Source organism: bacterium (assembly GCA_004299235.1).
Lineage (GTDB): Bacteria > Chloroflexota > Dormibacteria > Dormibacterales > Dormibacteraceae > SCQL01.
The window spans coordinates 60,424-77,338 of the sequence record SCQL01000033.1; the positions used below are offsets into that span (position 1 = coordinate 60,424).

Consider the following 16,915-nt stretch of genomic DNA (forward strand, 5'->3'; position numbering starts at 1 on the left):
GATACTGTTGCGCGTGGCGGTTCCATGAACGGGCGCACGTCCCTGCTGGCGGGCGTGACGCTCCTGATGCTCGCTTCATGTGGCGGCGGGCTGCAGCCCGTGGATCCGGCCACGGCGCTTCGCCAGGGGGCGGGGGCGATGGCCGAGCTGAAGACGGTGAAGGCGGACCTGCTGTTCACCAGGAGCGCGATCTCGTTCCAGGGCTTCACGCTCGTGCATGCCAAGGCGTCGGTGCGCCTGCCGGGCGATAGCGACACGGTCTACACCGTCAGGCAGCAGGACCTTTCGATCGGCATCGAGGTGGTCATCTCGGGCGGGCACTCTTACCTCAAGCTGCCTTTTTCCACGTTCCAGGAGGTGACCGGAGCCGGCGCCAACGCGATCCCGGACGTGGCGAAGCTGTTCGATTCGGCGACCGGGCTCCCCGCCGTCATCCCCGCCGGCCGCCACCCCAAATACATCGCGGTCGACAAGGCGGACGGGGTGGACTCGCACAAGGTCGAGGCCACCTACAGCCCGGACCAGGTGCACGGCATGCTGCCGCAGCTGACGTCATCGGGAGACGTGGACGCCGTCATCTGGGTGGGCGGCTCGGACCATCTCATCCGCAGGGCCATCCTCAGCGGGCCATTCGGCGACCACGGCGCCGCCAGCTCGGTGGAGGTCGACCTGAGCGGGTTCAACGCGGCCGTGAGCATTACCTCACCCTCGCCCTAGTGACCGGCGGATTCACGCGGCTCGCGCGGCACGCCTTGGCCAACGGCGGCCGCGGCGCGCCGAGACCCCTCTTGCTGGGCCTCGCCGGCGCCGGGCTTTGCGTCGGCGCCCTCGACGCCTACGTGGTCGTGACCCTCCTGCCGGCGATGATCACCGACGTCGGCTTGACCATCGACCGCTTCGAGCAGGCGACGCCCGTCGTGACGGGGTTTCTCGGCGGTTACGTGGTCGCCATGCCGCTCCTGGGCGCCTACTCGGACGCGCACGGGCGCGCCCCGGTCTACGCACTGTGCATGGCGGCGTTCGCGGCGGGCTCGGCGGTGACCGCGATGTCCGGCATCTGGGGGTTTGCCGGCCTGCCCTGGCTCGTCGCCGGCCGCCTCTTGCAGGGGCTCGGGGGCGGCGGGCTCGTGCCGCTGTCGCTGGCGCTGGCCGCCGACCTGTATCGCGATGGCGCACGAACCGTCGCCCTCGGCTCGGTGGCGGCGCTGCAAGAGGCGGGGAGCGTGTTCGGCCCGCTGTACGGGGCGACGCTCGCCGCGGCGGCCGCGGCTCTCGGTGGCTGGCGCTTCGTCTTCTGGCTCAACCTGCCGCTGGCCGCCATCTGCGCCGCCGCTGTGGTGCTCGCGAGCCGCCGGCCGGCCGAACCAACCGACCGCCGGGAGTCCTCGGTGGACTGGGTGAGCGCGGCGCTGCTCGGGCTCGGGCTCGGCCTGCTGGTCGTCGCGCTGTATCCCGACGACCCCGATCACCGCGCCACCAGCGGCCTGTTCTTCCCCGCCGGCGGCCTGAGCCTGGTCGTGCTCGGGCTTTACGGCCGGCGCCAGATCCGGCGGCTCGAGCCGCTCATCCCTCGCGAGCTGATGCGCAGCCGTCGCTTCATCGGCGCGAGTGTCGCCAACCTCCTGATCGGCGCCGCGCTGATGGTGGCGCTGGTTGACGTACCCGTTCTGGGCCGCCTGGTTTTCAGCCTGGACCAGCTCGGCTCCGGGCTGCTGCTCACTCAGTTCCTGGTCGGAATCCCGCTGGGAGCGGTGATCGGCGGTCTGCTCGCGGTACGGGGCGGCGCCCGCATCACGGCGGTGTCCGGCATGCTCCTTTCGGCTGCCGCCTTCCTCCAGATGTCCGGCTGGCACGCGAACGAGCTGACGCTGCACCTGGGAGGGGTGCGCCAGGTCGACATCGCCCTGGGAGCCTGCGGGCTGGGCTTCGGAATGGTCATCGCGCCCCTGACCGCCGCCGTGCTGGAGGTCACCAGGGTGCGGAGTCACGGGGTGGCGACGAGCCTGGTGGTGCTGGCGCGCACGATGGGAATGCTCGTCGGGCTCTCGGCCCTGACGGCGTTCGGTCTCTACCGCTTCCATCAGATCTTCGGCACGCCGGTCCTCACCGACCCCGACCTGCGCGCCCGGGTCGACCACCTCTCCAGGCTGGTCGCGGCCGCTTTTCTCCAGGAATACCGCGAGATCTTCAGCATCGCGGCCGGGTTGTGCGCGCTGGCCGCCCTGACGGCCGTCGCCTCCATGGGGCGCCGCCGCACCGCTTCCGGCTGACGCTCAGCGCTTGCGCGCCACGGCCAGCAGATATGAGTGGTGATAGCGGAAGGCGTCGTCCGGGTCACCCAGGCTCGCCATCGCGGATTCCACCTCCGCCTCCAGCTCGCTCCGGTAGCGCGGGCCGAGGGCATGGATCAGGGTGTACGGCAGCGGTCCCGCACCGGCCATCAGATCGGTCCACTCGCGTGCGTCGCGCGTCCGGCCGCCGGTGACCATCTCCGTGACTCTGGTCACCTCGAACCCGGCGGCTTCCAGGAGCTGCGGCAGCGTGTCCGGCTCGCCCAGGCGCGCGCGCTCGGAGCTGTATCGCGGCAGTCTCAGGTAGTGACGCCTGGCCAGGGGCGCCAGGCCCTGGAAGAAGAGGTCCTGCGCCCGGGTGCTCAGGCTGCGACGCTGATTCGAGACCGCGAGCCGGCCGCCCGGCCGCAGGACCCGGTGCGCCTCGGCCAGCGCGTCGGTGGGATCGGCCAGGTAGGCGAGGGCCTCCCCCATGGTCACGAGGTCGAATGTCTGGGGCTTGAACACGAGGCGCTCGGCAGCCATGCCCAGGAACTGCAGGTTCTGGCCCGCCTTCGAGCGAGCGATCGACAGCATCCGGTCGGAGAGGTCGATGCCGATCACCGTCCCGGGACTGACCTGGGGCGCCACCAGGTGGGCGACGAGCCCCGTCCCTGAGCCGACGTCGAGGACGTGCTCTCCGCGCGCCGGCGCGGCAAGTTCTGTCAACCTGGCCGCGACTCGAGCGTGCTGGCCCCCGGCCCAGCGGTCATAGACCGGAGCGATCCGATCAAAGAAATCGACCAGGTGGTCGATCATCTCGTCCGATGCATCCGGGTCCATCAGGGCCGTGGTCGCTCTCCAAAAACCTAGATTCCGGGGGCCCTCCGACCCCGATCCTCAACCGACTGCCATGTCCGAGGACACCCTGTTACGATGCTAGCTCGCTCGATTCAAGGCTCTGGTGCCGCACCTGGAGCGCAAGTCCGCTCCGCCGTCAGAGTTGAGTACAGAGTATGGAAGGCTCGATCACCGCAGTGGAGGATTCCCACATGGCCCAAGCTGAAAAGTCCGCGACCCATTCGTCCGGGGCGGCTCAGGACGGCGGCACCAACGTCGTCAACCTCGGTCCCCGCGACAGCCTGCACGGACGTCTGGAGATCCAGGGCGACCTCAAGATCCAGGGCAATGTCGAGGGCGAGCTCAAAGCCAGCGGCGATGTGACCGTGGACTCGACGGCGGCCATCCAGGCGTCGATCGAGGGCTCAAACGTCAGCGTGAGGGGCCAGGTCACCGGCAACGTCACGGCCAAACGCCGCCTGACCCTGGGCGGTTCCGGCCACCTGAACGGTGACGTCAAGGTGAGCCGCCTCACGGTCGAGGACGGGGCCACCCTCAACGGCAACGTCACGATGACGCAGGAGAAGGCCTGAGCGGGAAGGGCGGCTACCCTCCGCCACGTTCGGCTCGCTCGACCGAGGGCAGCACGACGGTTTCCAGGTAGCGCCGCGCCGCGTCCATGGCGCTATGGACGATGCCCCATTCGAGCTGCTCGAAATCGACCTGGTCGCGGTTGAGCTGACCCAATCGAATCCGCCAGAAGGCGCGGTCGAGGTTCAGTCCGGGCAGCGGCGAACGAGCCGGCGGGCGGTGAGTCGAAAGGCCGGGCGCCGGCGTCGACCCGCCTTCCGCCGAGGCGCCGGCGACGGAGTCGCGGGAGGGGTTCTGAGCTGCGAGGGCCGCGGCCACCGGCTGGGTCGCCGCCGCGATCACATTCCAGGCCGCCAGGATCAGCGCCGCCACCACGGCGCACTCGCCGAGGACCATCCACGTCAAAGGTTTTCGCCACAGGTTGCGCATGCCGCCAACCTAGGCGGGACCGGGAGGGAATGGAACCCTGCCGGTTAATCCGCCTGCATCGCGCGCAGAGCCCGGAGGCCGCGCTCGATGGTCTCGATCCGCTTGGGAAAGCTGAAGCGCAGGTGGCCGCGACCGAGGTTCGGGTCGTGGTAGAAGCTGGAGGCGGGCACGGTCGCCACCGCGGCTTTCTCGATGAGATGCCTGGCCATCGCCGTGTCATCCAGGGAAGAGCCCCCCGCCCGCGCCCGGCCGCCGGCGGACCGGATGCCCGCCATCACGTAATACGCGCCGTCAGGCGCCGGCGCGTCGAAACCGCAATCCTGGAGCCCGGACGCGATCACGTCCCGGCGTTCGCGGTAATCGCCGAGCAGCTCTGTATAAAAGGACGGGGGCAGCTCGAGGGCGGCGGCGATCGCGATCTGCAGCGGATGCGCGGCGCCGACGGTGAGGAAGTCGTGGACCTTGCGGATGCCGGCGGTCAGCGGCGGCGGCGCGACCAGCCAGCCGATGCGCCAGCCCGTCACCGAGAAGGTCTTGCTGGCGCCGCTGATCGTGATCGTGCGCTCGGCCATGCCGGGCAGCGTCGCCAGGCTGATGTGCCGGCCGCGGTAGACGAGGTGCTCGTAGATCTCGTCGGTGATCGCGATCGCGTCGTGTTCGACGCAGAGCCCCGCGATCAGCTCGAGCTCCTGTCGCGAGTAGACCTTCCCGGTCGGGTTCTGCGGGGTGTTGACGACGATGGCGCGGGTCTTGCGGTTGAAGGCCCTTCGTAGCTCGTCGGGATCGAATGACCAGTCGGGCGCGCACAGGCTCACGAAGCGGGGAACCGCGCCGCTGATGATGCAATCCGGCCCGTAGTTCTCGTAAAAGGGCTCGAAAATGATGACCTCGTCGCCCGGGTCGACCGCCGCCAGCATGGCCGCGATCATCGCCTCGGTCGCGCCACAGGAGATGGTGACCTCGGTCTCGGCGTCAACGCCACGACCCCATGCCGCTGATTGCTTGCGCGCCACCGCCGCTCGCAGCTGCGGCGCTCCCCACGTGGTCGCGTACTGGTTGTAGCCGTCTCGCAGCGCCCTGGCGGCGGCTTCGAGGATGCGGGAGTCGGTTGGGAAATCGGGGAATCCCTGGGCGAAGTTGACGGCCCGCTCCGGTCCGTTCAGCTCGAGGTTGAGGCGTGTCATCTCGCGGATGACCGACTCGGTGAAGCTCTGGGCCTTCAACGACAGACGGCGAGCGGCGTCAGTGCCCAGGATCGGCGCGCTCCAGCTGGATCGCGGTGCTCGAGCACGAGTAGCAGCGGGCCGGCCGCTCCAGGCTTCGCTCCCACCAGCCGCACACACTGCACGTCCACCGTGTCTTGGCGAAGAAGTCGAGCACGTCGGAGCGGCTCAGCAGTCCGACCATCTTGCCGCCCCTGATCACGGGCACGCGGCGGATGCGCTCCCCGATCAACAGCCGGGCCGCCTCATCGATCCCGGTCTCTTCGGTGACCGAGATGACGCGCTGGCTCATGATGTCGCGCGCGACCTTGCCCTTCTTGGAGAAGACGTCGGTTTCCGAGACGATGCCCACGACGTGCCCCTCAGCACCGATCACCGGCGCGCCCGTGATGCGCTTGGAGGAAAGCGTCATCGCGATCTCCTCCAGCGGCGTGTCCTCGCGAAAGGTGATCACGTCACGGGTCATCACCTCTTTGACCGGGATCATGGGGTGGCGAGCAGTTTAGCCACCGTGTCGAAATCGGCGTTGCCGCCGCTGAGGATCAGGCCGGTTTTGGCTTTCGGCAGCCGGCCGGCCAGCCAGGCGGCCAGCGGCAGCGCCCCAGTGGGCTCGAGCGCCAGGTGGAGCCGCGACCAGGCGGCCCGGACCGCGGTTGCGATCTCGGCTTCGGACACCGTGACGATCTCGTCCACCAGCCGGTTGGCGAACATGACCTCGAAGGGGTGTGAGCCGATGGCGATCGTCCGGACCCCGTCCGCGAGCGTGCTCGGAGCGTTGGGGAGGCTCTGGATGCTGCCCGTCCGCCAGCTCTGGTAGGCATCGTCGGCTTCGGCCGGCTCGACTCCGATCACCCGGATCGAGGGCTGGTGAGCCTTGGCGGAGATCGCGGTGCCCGAAAGCAGGCCCCCGCCGCCCACCGGCGCGACGATGACCTCGAGGCCGGGCTCGTCTTCGAGCAGCTCCAGCGCCGCCGTGCCCTGGCCGTGGATGACGTCCCAGTCGTTGAACGGATGCACCAGCGTGAAGCCCCGATCACGCATCTCCTCGCGCAGCCTCTGCTCACGGTTGGCGAACGTAACGCCCTTCTGGATCACCTCGGCGCCGAGCGCCCGGGTGGCGGCGACCTTGGCCGGGTTGGCGTCCTCGGGGATCAGGATCAGAGCCGGCAGGCCGGCCGTCGCGGCCGCCAGCGCCACCGCCTGCGCGTGGTTGCCGGAGCTGACCGTGATCACACCGACCGGCTTGGAGTCGCGCCCCAGCAATGAGAGAACGGCGTTGAAAGCGCCGCGCGCCTTGAACGAGCCGGTGACCTGGAAGCACTCGGGCTTCAGGCGAAGGTCGAAGTCGAGGTCGGTGGACAAGGTCGGGGTCCGCCGAACGTGGCCGCGGATGCGTCCCGCCGCCTGGCGGACCGCCGCGACGTGCGGTTCGAGGAACGGGCTCAAGCGGCGGCCGAGTCGGGTTCGATCGCGGGCTGCCGGCGTCGCGCCGGCCGCAGGTTGGCGAGCACGATGCCGGCCAGGATGACGACCATTCCCGCCACGATCGGCAGGGTCACCGCCTCGTTCAGCAGGAGCGCTCCCCACAGCACCGCCGTCACCGGTACGAGCAGCGTCACACCGGTGGCCCGCACCGGACCGAGCGAGTTGAGGATGTAGTAGTAGAGGACGTAGGCGACCGCCGAGCCGGCGACACCCAGCGCGATCACCGCGGCCATCGAGAGCACCGCCAGGTGGATGCTCGGAAGCGCCGGCGCGGCAAACGGGATCGTGAACACGACGGTCAACGCCAGCTGTCCAAGGCTCGCCTCGTAAGGGTCCATGCCGCGCATGGCCACCCGTTGGTACAGCGCGGCGACGGCATAGCAGAAGGAGGCCAGGACCACCGCGGTCGCGGCGAGCGCATCACCCGTCAGCCCGGCCGCCGCCAGCTTCGGCCAGACCAGGACGGCCACGCCCCCGAATCCCAAGAGGACCCCCGCGTAGTTGAGCGGGCTGGGGCGCTCGGTGGGGATGACCCAGTAGACGAGGACCGCCGCCCACAGCGGGGTGGTCGCGTTCAGGATGCTGGCCAGGCCGCTGGAGATGTGCTCTTCGCCCCACGCGATCGCCGCCCACGGCAGCAGCGTGCCGACAATCGCCACCACTGCGTACGGGACGAGGCGTCGCCTCCACTGGGGGGGCACGAGGCGGCGGCCCATGGCGCGCATGATCACAGCCAGCGCGACGGTGCCCGCGGCCGAGCGGATGAGCACCAGCATCGTCGGCCCCATGTCGTGGATCGCGACCTTGATGAAGAGGAACGAGACTCCCCAGATCAGCGCCAGCGCCGCCAGGGCCAGGTACGGCAGCCAGGCGAGCCGGCGTTCAGACACGAGTCACCCACTCGTCTGAAGAGAGCACGAGCGTGACGGGGCCGTCGTTGTCGATGGCGACCCTCATGACAGCTCCAAAGCTGCCGGTCCGCGTCTCTATTCCCCGCTCGCGAAATTGCCGGACGAAGACCTCGTAGAGCTCCTCGGCCCGTTGGGGATCGCCGGCCTTGAGCAGGCTCGGCCGCCGGCCGCGGCTCATGTCGGCGAACAGGGTGAATTGCGACACGATCAACGCCGCGCCGTGCACGTCGACCAGGCTGAGATTCATCCTCCCGGCCTCGTCCGCGAACACGCGCAGGTCCACGACTTTGTCCGCGAGCCGCCGAACATTCGTCTCGTCGTCATCGGATGCCGCACCGACCAACAACACGTAACCGGGTCCGATGGTTGCACGGCGCTCCGTCCCCGCCTCCTCCCAGCTCACCGCGCCGGAGCTCACCCGCTGCGCGACGACCCTCACGAATTCGGGCCCCTCAACCGCGCCTCAGTCGATCTTCGGGCCGAAGTCCGGCTCGGCGTGCAACAGCGAATCGATGTAGCGGAAGCGCTCGTAGCGGTGCTGAAGGAGCTGCGCGCTCGGTTGGGACAGCAGTGGTTGGAGGTGGCGGTACAGCGCCTCGTCCAGGGCCCGCGCCGCGGCGTCGTAATCGACGCTGGCGCTGCCCTCAGGCTCGGCCACGACCTCCTCGACCACGCCCATCGCCAGAAGATCGCGCGAGGTGAGCTGAAGCTGCTCCGCCGCCTCCACCTTGCGTGAGTTGTCCCGCCACACGATCGACGCCGCGGCCTCGGGAGAGGCGACCGAGTAGATCGAGTTCTCGAGCATGATCACGCGGTCGGCGACGCCCATGCCGAGCGCGCCGCCGCTGCCGCCCTCGCCGATCACCGCGGCGATGATGGGCACCGGGATCCGGAACCATTCCATGATCGCCCGGCCGATCGCGGCGGCGATGCCCCGCTCCTCGGCGCCGGCGCCGGGGTACGCGCCGGGGGTGTCGATGAGAGAGACGATCGGAAAACCGAACTTGGCGGCGTGGTGCGCGAGGCGGATCGCCTTGCGATAGCCCTCGGGGTGCATCATCCCCCAGTTCCGGGCCACCCGCTCCTTCAGGCTGCGGCCTTTCTGGTGGCCGAGGAACATGGTCGTGCGGTCGCGCCAAGTGCCGACACCGCCGACCAGGGCGGGGTCATCGGCCTCCTGGCGGTCGCCCTGGAGCTCGATGAAGTCGGGCGCCAGGCGGCGGATGTAGTCGAGCGAGTACGGCCGGTCGGCGTGCCGGGCGAGCTCGACCACCTGCCACACGGTCAAATTGCTGTCCTCGGGCTTGCGACCCCGGCGCGTCATGCATACATCTCGAGCAGGTGAGCCAGCAGGGGCCGGAGCTCGGTTCGCGCCAGGACCATGTCCACCTGTCCGCGCGCCAGCTGAAATTCCGCGCTCTGGAAGCCGGGCGGCAGGTCGGCATACGTGGCCTGCTTGATGACGCGAGGACCGGTGAAGCCGATGGCCGCACCCGGTTCGGCGATGTTGATGTCGGCGAGCAGCGCGAGCGAAGCGGCCGTGCCCCCGAACGTGGGGTCGGTCAGGACGGAGAAATAGGGCACCCCCGCGGAATGGAGGCGCCCGACCGCCGCGTTGATCTTGGCCATCTGCATGAGGGCGAGCACGCCCTCCTGCATGCGGGCGCCGCCTGAGGCGGCGATCAGCAGATATGGAACTCCGGCCGCCGCGGACTGCTCCATGCCGCGCGCCAGCCGCTCACCGGCGACGATCGAGAGGGTGCCGCCGATGAACCGGAAGTCGAAGGCGGCCAGCCAGACGGGGCGGCCGTTCAACGTGCAGGTGCCGGTGCGCAGAGCCTCGTTCAAGCCCTGGTCGCGCAGCTGGTCGACGGTTTCCTGGTACGCCTTCGGCACCTTCCAGTTGAGAAGGTCGTGCGAGCGAACGTCGCCCCATCGCTCCTGCCACGATCCGCGATCCGCGATGAGCGCGATCCAGGCATCGGCGCCGAGACGGAAATGGTGCCCGCAATCGCAAACGTAGTTGAGCTTGCGCAGCTGTTCTTGATCGAGCCCGACGCCGCACCCGGGGCAGTTGGTGGGCAGCGGGATCGGCGGCAGCTCGTCGCCCGCGATCCGGACGTCGCCGCGCGCATTCACCAGCTCCATCACAGCGATAGACCACCGTCCACCGCGATCACCTGTCCGGTGATGAAACCCGCCCGCTCGGAGCACAGAAAGGCCACGGTGGCGGCGATGTCCTCAGCCGTGCCCTCACGCTTGACGGGCGTGAGCTTGACCAGCTCACCCACCATCTCGTCCGTCAGGGAGCCCGACGTGAGCTCGGTGCGCACGTAGCCCGGCGCCACGGCGTTGCAGGTGATGTTGCGCGACCCGTATTCGCGCGCCACCGACTTGGTGAACCCGATCAGGCCGGCCTTGGCCGCGGCGTAGTTGGACTGTCCAGCGTTGCCGGTCAACCCGACGATCGACGAGATGTTGACGATGCGGCCCCAGCGCGCGCGCATCATGCCGGACATGATGGCGGCCCTGGTGGTCGCGAAGGCCGACATCAGGTCGGTCCGGATCAGCTCTTCCCAATCCGCCGGGGACATCTGGATGAGCAGCTTGTCGCGCACCGCGCCGGCGTTGTTGACGAGCACGTCCACCCGGCCGATCGCCTTGACCATCGCCTCGACCTGCGCCGGATCGCCGACGTCCGCCCGGTGCGCGGTCGCGCCTGGCAGCGAGGCGGCCGTCTCTTCGGCGGCGGCCCTGTCCGACCGGTAGTTCACGACCACCTTCGCGCCCATGCCCGCGAGCGCCTGGCTGATCGCCCGCCCGATGCCCTTGCCGCCGCCCGTGACGAGTGCGGTCTTGCCTTTGAGCTCCTCCGAGCTCATGCGGGGGCGATGTCCGAGAAGTCGATGAAGAGCTCCTCGGCGTTCCAGGTGACGACGCCAGGGATGTGCTTGGCCGCGAGGCTCGCGAGCACCCGGCCCGGGCCCAGCTCGACCACCGTCCTCACTTCCATGGCGCGCATCGAGACCATCGTCCGCGCCCAATCGACCTGGCGCAGCATCTGCAGCCGCAGCTCCTCCTGCAGGCTCGCGACCGTCCGCAGCGCCTCGCCCGACGCGTTCGCCAGGATCGGGATCGAGGGCGCATTGAGGGGCAACAAGTCCACGGCCTTGCGGAAGGCGGCGGCCGCCGCTTCCATCAGCGGCGTGTGCGCCGCGAGCGGGATGGTGAGGATCAGCGCCCGCCGCGCGCCCGCCGCGAGCGCCAGCCGCTCCGCCTCCTGCACCGCCGCCGCCTCGCCGGAGAGGACGAACTGCACGTCGGCGTTGCGATTGGCGATCCACAGCTTGCCGTGAGCGGAAGCCTGGTGGCGGATGCGCTCCACCTCGGCCTCTTCGAGGCCGACGATCGCGATCATGCCGCCCGCCTGCTCGCCCGCCGCCTGCGCCATAATGCGGCCGCGCTCCTTGACCAGCAGCAGCGCCGTCTCCCACGGGATCGAGCCGGCCGCCGCGAGCGATGCGATCTCACCGAGGCTGTGACCGGCGGTGACGCTCACGTTCTCGAAACCGTAGCTCTCGCGCCACACTTCATAGGCCGCCCAGCACACCGTCATCACGCAGGGCTGGATGACGTCGGTGCGGTTCAGCTCCTCGACCGGGCCCTCGAAGCAAAGCCGGCGAACCGGCATCTGCAGGACCTCCTCGGCGCGCTCGAAAGCTCGGCGCGCGGCCGGGTAGCGGTCGTGCAGATTGCGCCCCATGCCCGGCTTCTGGACGCCCTGGCCGGGGAAGAGAAGCGCGATCGGGCCGGTGAGCTTTACGCCCACGTCATCAATGTCGCCCCCCAGGTCAGGCCGGAGCCGAAGCCGGCCAGGAGCACGTGGTCGCCGCTCTTGACGCGACCTTTGCGGACCGCCTCCTCCAACGCCAGCGGGATCGACGCGCTCGACGTGTTGCCGTACTCGTCGATGTTGATGGCGACGCGGTCGAGCGGGAGCCCGATGCGACGGGCGGCGGCGTCGATGATGCGGAAGTTGGCCTGGTGGGGCACCCAGAGGTCGATGTCGTCAAGAGCGATCCCAGCCTGGGCGCAGACCTCGGTGGCCTGCCGGATGAAGATGTCGACGGCGAACTTGAACACGTCAGGACCCACCATGTCGATGTACGGGTCGGCGTCCTTGGCCGCGTAAGCGCCCTTCTCGATGTTGCCGCAGGTCACCTGCGCGTAGCCGCGGCCGTCCGAGCCGAGGCACCAGGCAAGGAAACCCGCGCCTTGGGGAGCGGCGGTCACGACCGCTGCGCCGGCGCCGTCGCCGAAGATGACGGCCGTGCCGCGGTTGGAATAGTTCAGCATCCGCGACAGCACCTCGGCGCCGACGACCAGCACCGTGTCGGCTCGCTCCGTGGCGATGAAGGAGTCCGCGGTAGCCAGCCCGTACATGAAGCTGGTGCAGGCCGCGAGCTGGTCCCAGGCGACCGCGCCCGGCGCGTCGAGCTCGTTCTGGATGCGGCACGCGATGGACGGAAACGGTCCGTCGGGCGATGAGGTGCCGACCAGGATCATGTCGAGGTCTTTGGCCGAGATGCCTGCGGCGGCGAGGGCTCCGCGCGAGGCTTTGGTGGCGAGCTCGAAGGTCGTGGTCCCGGGCTCGGCGACGTGACGCTTGTGGATCCCGGTCCGCTCGGTGATCCATTTGTCCGAGGTGTCCATCACCTTCTCGAGGTCGAAGTTCGTGATCACCTTCTCGGGCGCGTACACGCCCACCCCGGCGATGGCGCTGGGCCGGCCCTTGGCCTTGAACGACCGAAGCGGAATGGCGTCCGAACGGGTGCGGTAGGCGGTGGTTATAGCCATGTCACATCAGGCCTCCAGCCGCTCGGCGGTCTTCTGCTCCAGGAACTTCCAGAGGTCGCCGATCAACTTCATCTTCTCGAGCTCCTCGTCCGGCAGCTCCACGTCGTACTTGTCCTCGACGGCGGCGATCAGCTCGACGAGGTCGAGCGAGTCGGCCGCGAGGTCGCGCGCGAAGCTCTTCTCCAGCTGCACCTGGTCCGGCTCAATGCCGAGGATCTCGGCGGCGAGCTCCTGAAGTTCCTTGAAATCGAGCGGGGTTGCCATGCGCGATCCTTCCTCCTAATTGGCCGGTGAGCCTTTGATGACGAGACTGGCGTTATGGCCGCCGAACCCGAAGGAGTTCGACAGAGCCACCTTGACGTCGGCCTTGCGGGCCTTGTTCGGGACGTAATCGAGATCGCACTCCGGGTCGGGGTCGTCCAGGTTGATGGTCGGCGGCAGCAGGCCGCGGTCGAGGGCCAGGACGCAAGCGGCCGCCTCGATGGCGCCGGCGGCACCCAGGAGATGACCGTGCACCGACTTGGTGGAGCTGACCGCGAGCTTTTGCGCGTGGTCGCCGAAGACGGCTTTGATGGCCTTCGTCTCGGCGACGTCGCCCAGCTTGGTCGAGGTGCCGTGGGCGTTGACGTAGCCCACGTCGGCCAGGTCGACCCCGCTTTTCGCCAGCGCGCGGCGCATGGCGCGAATCGCTCCCTGGCCTTCCGGCTGCGGGGCGGTGAAGTGATACATGTCCGCGCTGGCGCCGTAGCCGGCGATCTCGGCCAGGACCTTGGCGCCGCGCTTGCGGGCGTGCTCCATGTCCTCCAGCACCAGCATCACCGAGCCCTCGCCCATGACGAAGCCGTCGCGCCCGAGATCGAACGGGCGGCAGGCCCTTTCCGGCTCGTCGTTGCGTTCGCTGGTGGCCTTGATCTGGCAGAAGGCGCCCATCGTCAGCGGCGTGATCGTCGCCTCCGAGCCGCCCGCGAGCATGGCGACGGCGTCTCCGCGCTTGATGATCTCCGAGGCTTCGCCGATGCCATGCGAGCCCGACGCGCAGGCGCTGACGATGGCGTAGTTCGGCCCGCCGGCGTGCGTGTGGATGGCGACGATGCCGGCCGCCATGTCGGCGATCATCATCGGGACGGTGAACGGGCTGATGCGCTTGGGGCCCCGCTCTATGAGCGCGGTGTGGCTCTTCTCGATCTCCTCCATGCCGCCGATGCCCGAGCTGACGATGACCCCCACGGCGTCGGGATCCATCTCCCCGGGTTCCAGACCCGCCTGGGCCAGTGCCTGTTTGGAGGCGGCCAGCGCGAACTGGCAGTACCGTCCGATGTGCCGGGCGGTCTTGCGATCCATGTACTCCTCGGGGTTGAAGCCCTTGACCTCGGCCGCGATCTTGGTGTCGAAGTTGGTGGTGTCGAAGTAGGTGATCCGGCCGACGCCGGAGGAGCCCTCGACCATGTTCGACCACACGGTCTCGACGTCATTGCCGATCGGGGTGATGAAGCCCATGCCGGTCACAGCCACGCGACGACCGTTTGAGTTAGATGTCATGTCTCAAGGATACGGACGTCAAGGCCTATTCACACCCGCACGGTGTGGGAAAAGGACGGGCCGATTTTGGACATGACGTCCAAGCTGCCCGCTCAGAGCAGCTTGCGCAGGTCCAGCGCCAGCTGCAGCTGAAGGCGGGTCCCTGGCGAGTCCAGGTCACCGCCGAGCAGCTCACGCAGCTTGTCCAGGCGGTAGAGCACCGTGTGCCGGTGCAGGTTCAGGGCTGCCGCGGCGTCCTTGACCGACCCTCGTGCCAGGTATGTCTCCAGCGTCTCGAGCAGCTGCTCGCGGTTGCGAACCTTGGGCTCCATGAGCCGGCCGAGGCTGTGGACGACGAAGCGTTCGGCCAGCCTCGGGTTCTGGGTCAGGACCAGGTGCGGGATGACCTCGTCATGCTGGTGGACGACGGTCTCCGGTCGCAGCTTGCGTCCGACCTCGATCGCCTGCTGGGCTTCCAGGTAGGAGCGGGAGATGCCGCGCAGCCCCGGGTGGTAGCCGCCGATGCCGGCACGAACGCGGGCTCGTGCCGTGCCGGAGCGCCTGACCGCCTCCTGCTGCATCTGCAGCACGAACTGGCGCGCGAGCTCGACATCCGCCGCCGACTCGGCCGGCCACAGGACGACCAGCGTGCTCGGGTCGGTCGCGTGGTGGATCGCTCCGCGGGGGGCTTCGAGCGACGCGGCCACCTCGGCCAGAGCCTGGCCGCCACGCTCACCCTCACGGTTGCCGACGATGAGCTTGCACACCGCCGCGACGTAGCCGGATGCGGCGATCGGCATGTTGAGCGCCAGGGCCTGCTTCTGCAGCTCGAGCTCGGAGTCGAAGTTGTCGCTGATCAGGGCGTGGAAGAGGCGCGCCTGCGCTCGCGTGCCGCGCTGCATGTGCTGCTCGCGCGCGTGCAGGTAGGTCTTGGTCACCTCCGCCGCCACCTGGTCGAGGGCGGCGAAGACGTAGTTGGCGGTGAGCATGATCGCCTCGGGCGTCGATTCAGGGTGCCCGCGCCACGCTCGCAGGATCTCGTCCCAGGCGACGCGCGCCGCGATGCGATAGGCGGCGAGGATCGGCTCGACCGACTGGCTGCTGCGCGCCTGGAGGATGCCGAGCTGGGCCACGCGACGGAGCTCTTCGTTGGTGGCGGGGCGAGCGTCGCGCGCGGTGGCCAGGAAGAGGTCCAGGCCGGCCTCACACGCCCGCGCGATGGCCGAGCGCTGTGGCGGGACGCCGGTCGAGTCGTCCCAGCGCACCAGGCTGACCACCGCCCGCGCCATATGGCGGGCCATGCCCGCCCGGCGGTGCTCCAGCTCGGCCATCAACGATGCCGGCAGGGTCGGGGCGGGCTTGGACCTGGCGGCCACCTTCACCATGCCGCTGACTATACCCAGCCGCCCCCGTTTAGGACTCCGGGTCTAAAGTCCGCCGTCCAGGCCTCCGGGCGGGTGGTTAGAGGGAACGGCCTGCGGGTTCAGCCATACCGCTTGATGAAGGCGAGCATGCGGCGCCAGGCGTCGTTGCACGCGTCCGTCCACTGCGCGAAGCTGCGATCGAAGAAGCTGTGCGGCGCGCCCGGGTAGATGCGCATCTCGTGTGGCACCTTGGCTTCTGTGAGCCGCCGGTCGAAGACGTGGAAGGCCTCCTGGGGCGTGGAGTCCGCGCCCGCGACCAACAGCAGCAAAGGGCTTTGCAGCTTGGAGATGAACGCCTCGGTCCGTTCCGGCCGGCCGTAGAAGCCGATGCAGCCGTTGAGTCCGTGGCCGCCCGCCGACTGGTTCCACGAATTGGAGCCTCCCCAGCAGAAGCCGACGGTGAACACCGACCTCACGGCGCCGCCGTCCTTCGACCTGAGGTGGGCGACCGCCGCCGCGACATCGGCGCGAACGTCCTCCTGGGTCGTCTTCTCGACATGGGGCATGTACTCGAACCCCGCGCCGCGATCACCGATGCCGGCGGTGCGGCCGAAGTAATCGATCGCGACTGCGTCGCTGCCGGCCTCGGCAAACCGCTGTGCCAGCTCCTTGTAAAAGGGGTGAAGGCCACGGACGTCGGGCAGCACGACGATGCCGGCTCCCGCCGGCTTGGCGGCGCGGGCGAAGTGCGCGGCGAAGCGGTTGTTGTCGGCGGCGGTGAGGACGAAATCACCCTGGTCGGCGGCCGCGCCGCCGATCGGAGGCAGGGGCGGACGAGCGCCGTCTGAGTAGCACATGAGCTGATTCTCCACTAGATTTGATGCGCCGATGAAGATCGAAAGCACCGCGTTCACCCAGGCCGACCTTCAGGGCTTCCTGAACGGGCTGCTCGATCACGAGCGCATGGTCCTCGCCGGCCGGCTGGAGCGGGCCTCGGCCCGCCTGGCGCGGCTCGGGCCGCGGATCAGGACCGGTCCTGGTGAGGGCGGCGGGGACGCTTCCGGCGACGGCTGGAGCGATCACGAGGTCCTGGCCCACATCGCCGTGCTTTCCAAGTTCTACGGCGTTCTCGTCCATAGGATCGCCAGCGGCCAGCTGACGGAGATCAACCTGCTCGCCAACACCAACCTGCGTGACGTGGCAGGCGAGCAGATGGCGCGGATCGAAACACATGAGCTCCTCCGCATGGCGCTCGCGGACCACGCCCGCACGGTGAAGCTCCTGCGCACTGTCGAGGCGACCGCCCTGAAGCGCGAAGTGAGAACCGAAACCGGCGGCGCCGTCAGCGCGGACTATCTCGCGCGCTTCCCTTTGATCAACCACCTCGAGGAGCACGTCGAGCAGCTGGAGCGGTCACTGGGTTAACG

Annotated in this window: 20 protein-coding genes; 4 read left to right on the forward strand and 16 right to left on the reverse strand. The window is 69.0% G+C overall.

Annotated features, from left to right (window positions below; translation table 11 throughout):
• Positions 1–24 precede the first annotated feature (24 nt).
• The gene (locus tag EPN29_12740; protein ID TAN31519.1) at positions 25–717 is read left to right on the forward strand and encodes an LppX_LprAFG lipoprotein; all 693 of its coding nucleotides are present in this window, start codon (positions 25–27) and stop codon (positions 715–717) included.
• A complete protein-coding gene (locus tag EPN29_12745) occupies positions 579–2,270 on the forward strand; it encodes an MFS transporter (GenBank protein ID TAN31520.1) in 1,692 nt (563 codons plus the stop codon). The genes EPN29_12740 and EPN29_12745 overlap by 139 nt, the downstream gene beginning before the upstream one ends.
• A gap of 3 nt (positions 2,271–2,273) precedes the next feature.
• On the opposite strand, the gene EPN29_12750 is transcribed toward EPN29_12745, so the two are convergent.
• Entirely contained in the window at positions 2,274–3,113 is an 840-nt protein-coding gene (locus tag EPN29_12750) for a methyltransferase domain-containing protein (protein TAN31521.1), read from the reverse strand.
• A gap of 173 nt (positions 3,114–3,286) precedes the next feature.
• On the opposite strand from EPN29_12750, the gene EPN29_12755 reads away from it, so the two are divergent.
• A complete protein-coding gene (locus EPN29_12755; protein ID TAN31522.1) occupies positions 3,287–3,703 on the forward strand; it encodes a polymer-forming cytoskeletal protein in 417 nt (138 codons plus the stop codon).
• Positions 3,704–3,716: 13 nt separating this feature from the next.
• Here the strand turns inward: EPN29_12755 and EPN29_12760 are convergent, their stop codons facing one another.
• The 15 genes from EPN29_12760 to EPN29_12830 all read right to left on the reverse strand — a co-directional run bounded on the left by EPN29_12760 (position 3,717) and on the right by EPN29_12830 (position 16,345).
• Positions 3,717–4,130, reverse strand: coding sequence for a hypothetical protein (locus tag EPN29_12760; GenBank protein ID TAN31523.1), 414 nt, complete (start codon positions 4,128–4,130; stop codon positions 3,717–3,719).
• A gap of 44 nt (positions 4,131–4,174) precedes the next feature.
• Positions 4,175–5,314, reverse strand: coding sequence for an aminotransferase class I/II-fold pyridoxal phosphate-dependent enzyme (locus tag EPN29_12765; protein TAN31612.1), 1,140 nt, complete (start codon positions 5,312–5,314; stop codon positions 4,175–4,177).
• Between the two features lie 58 nt (positions 5,315–5,372).
• A complete protein-coding gene (locus EPN29_12770) occupies positions 5,373–5,840 on the reverse strand; it encodes a CBS domain-containing protein (GenBank protein ID TAN31524.1) in 468 nt (155 codons plus the stop codon).
• Positions 5,837–6,799, reverse strand: coding sequence for a threonine/serine dehydratase (locus tag EPN29_12775; protein TAN31525.1), 963 nt, complete (start codon positions 6,797–6,799; stop codon positions 5,837–5,839). Before EPN29_12775 ends, EPN29_12770 begins: the two co-directional genes overlap by 4 nt.
• Positions 6,796–7,728 (reverse strand): DMT family transporter, encoded by a 933-nt coding sequence (locus EPN29_12780; GenBank protein TAN31526.1) that lies wholly within the window; start codon positions 7,726–7,728, stop codon positions 6,796–6,798. The genes EPN29_12775 and EPN29_12780 overlap by 4 nt, the downstream gene beginning before the upstream one ends.
• Positions 7,721–8,188 (reverse strand): D-tyrosyl-tRNA(Tyr) deacylase, encoded by a 468-nt coding sequence (locus tag EPN29_12785; protein ID TAN31527.1) that lies wholly within the window; start codon positions 8,186–8,188, stop codon positions 7,721–7,723. The genes EPN29_12780 and EPN29_12785 overlap by 8 nt, the downstream gene beginning before the upstream one ends.
• A 24-nt stretch (positions 8,189–8,212) precedes the next feature.
• Positions 8,213–9,073: an acetyl-CoA carboxylase carboxyltransferase subunit alpha gene (locus tag EPN29_12790; GenBank protein ID TAN31528.1), complete on the reverse strand. Its 861-nt coding sequence runs from the start codon at positions 9,071–9,073 to the stop codon at positions 8,213–8,215.
• Positions 9,070–9,897, reverse strand: a complete 828-nt coding sequence (locus EPN29_12795; GenBank protein TAN31613.1) for an acetyl-CoA carboxylase carboxyl transferase subunit beta — start codon at positions 9,895–9,897, stop codon at positions 9,070–9,072. The genes EPN29_12790 and EPN29_12795 overlap by 4 nt, the downstream gene beginning before the upstream one ends.
• Positions 9,897–10,631: an SDR family oxidoreductase gene (locus tag EPN29_12800; GenBank protein TAN31529.1), complete on the reverse strand. Its 735-nt coding sequence runs from the start codon at positions 10,629–10,631 to the stop codon at positions 9,897–9,899. The genes EPN29_12795 and EPN29_12800 overlap by 1 nt, the downstream gene beginning before the upstream one ends.
• Positions 10,628–11,578 carry an ACP S-malonyltransferase gene (locus EPN29_12805; GenBank protein ID TAN31530.1) on the reverse strand — a complete coding sequence of 317 codons (951 nt, stop codon included), beginning with the start codon at positions 11,576–11,578 and terminating at the stop codon, positions 10,628–10,630. The genes EPN29_12800 and EPN29_12805 overlap by 4 nt, the downstream gene beginning before the upstream one ends.
• Positions 11,569–12,606, reverse strand: a complete 1,038-nt coding sequence (locus tag EPN29_12810; protein ID TAN31531.1) for a ketoacyl-ACP synthase III — start codon at positions 12,604–12,606, stop codon at positions 11,569–11,571. The genes EPN29_12805 and EPN29_12810 overlap by 10 nt, the downstream gene beginning before the upstream one ends.
• A 6-nt stretch (positions 12,607–12,612) precedes the next feature.
• Positions 12,613–12,870: an acyl carrier protein gene (locus tag EPN29_12815; protein TAN31532.1), complete on the reverse strand. Its 258-nt coding sequence runs from the start codon at positions 12,868–12,870 to the stop codon at positions 12,613–12,615.
• A 15-nt stretch (positions 12,871–12,885) separates the two neighbouring features.
• Positions 12,886–14,145, reverse strand: a complete 1,260-nt coding sequence (gene fabF / locus EPN29_12820) for a beta-ketoacyl-[acyl-carrier-protein] synthase II (GenBank protein TAN31533.1) — start codon at positions 14,143–14,145, stop codon at positions 12,886–12,888.
• Between the two features lie 92 nt (positions 14,146–14,237).
• The gene (locus tag EPN29_12825; protein ID TAN31534.1) at positions 14,238–15,509 is read right to left on the reverse strand and encodes a hypothetical protein; all 1,272 of its coding nucleotides are present in this window, start codon (positions 15,507–15,509) and stop codon (positions 14,238–14,240) included.
• A 98-nt stretch (positions 15,510–15,607) separates the two neighbouring features.
• Positions 15,608–16,345, reverse strand: a complete 738-nt coding sequence (locus EPN29_12830; GenBank protein ID TAN31535.1) for a dienelactone hydrolase family protein — start codon at positions 16,343–16,345, stop codon at positions 15,608–15,610.
• Between the two features lie 31 nt (positions 16,346–16,376).
• On the opposite strand from EPN29_12830, the gene EPN29_12835 reads away from it, so the two are divergent.
• Entirely contained in the window at positions 16,377–16,913 is a 537-nt protein-coding gene (locus EPN29_12835) for a hypothetical protein (protein TAN31536.1), read from the forward strand.
• The last annotated feature ends 2 nt before the right edge of the window (positions 16,914–16,915 follow it).

Coding starts and splice junctions, on each gene's coding strand:
- EPN29_12750 (TAN31521.1), bottom strand. CDS start 3,113: ATGGACCCGGATGCATCGGACGAGATGATCGACCACCTGGTCGATTTC.
- EPN29_12740 (TAN31519.1), top strand. CDS start 25: ATGAACGGGCGCACGTCCCTGCTGGCGGGCGTGACGCTCCTGATGCTC.
- EPN29_12825 (TAN31534.1), bottom strand. CDS start 15,509: ATGGTGAAGGTGGCCGCCAGGTCCAAGCCCGCCCCGACCCTGCCGGCA.
- EPN29_12770 (TAN31524.1), bottom strand. CDS start 5,840: ATGATCCCGGTCAAAGAGGTGATGACCCGTGACGTGATCACCTTTCGC.
- fabF (TAN31533.1), bottom strand. CDS start 14,145: ATGACATCTAACTCAAACGGTCGTCGCGTGGCTGTGACCGGCATGGGC.
- EPN29_12760 (TAN31523.1), bottom strand. CDS start 4,130: ATGCGCAACCTGTGGCGAAAACCTTTGACGTGGATGGTCCTCGGCGAG.
- EPN29_12835 (TAN31536.1), top strand. CDS start 16,377: ATGAAGATCGAAAGCACCGCGTTCACCCAGGCCGACCTTCAGGGCTTC.
- EPN29_12800 (TAN31529.1), bottom strand. CDS start 10,631: ATGAGCTCGGAGGAGCTCAAAGGCAAGACCGCACTCGTCACGGGCGGC.
- EPN29_12830 (TAN31535.1), bottom strand. CDS start 16,345: ATGTGCTACTCAGACGGCGCTCGTCCGCCCCTGCCTCCGATCGGCGGC.
- EPN29_12810 (TAN31531.1), bottom strand. CDS start 12,606: ATGGCTATAACCACCGCCTACCGCACCCGTTCGGACGCCATTCCGCTT.
- EPN29_12755 (TAN31522.1), top strand. CDS start 3,287: ATGGAAGGCTCGATCACCGCAGTGGAGGATTCCCACATGGCCCAAGCT.
- EPN29_12815 (TAN31532.1), bottom strand. CDS start 12,870: ATGGCAACCCCGCTCGATTTCAAGGAACTTCAGGAGCTCGCCGCCGAG.
- EPN29_12795 (TAN31613.1), bottom strand. CDS start 9,897: ATGGAGCTGGTGAATGCGCGCGGCGACGTCCGGATCGCGGGCGACGAG.
- EPN29_12765 (TAN31612.1), bottom strand. CDS start 5,314: ATGACACGCCTCAACCTCGAGCTGAACGGACCGGAGCGGGCCGTCAAC.
- EPN29_12790 (TAN31528.1), bottom strand. CDS start 9,073: ATGACGCGCCGGGGTCGCAAGCCCGAGGACAGCAATTTGACCGTGTGG.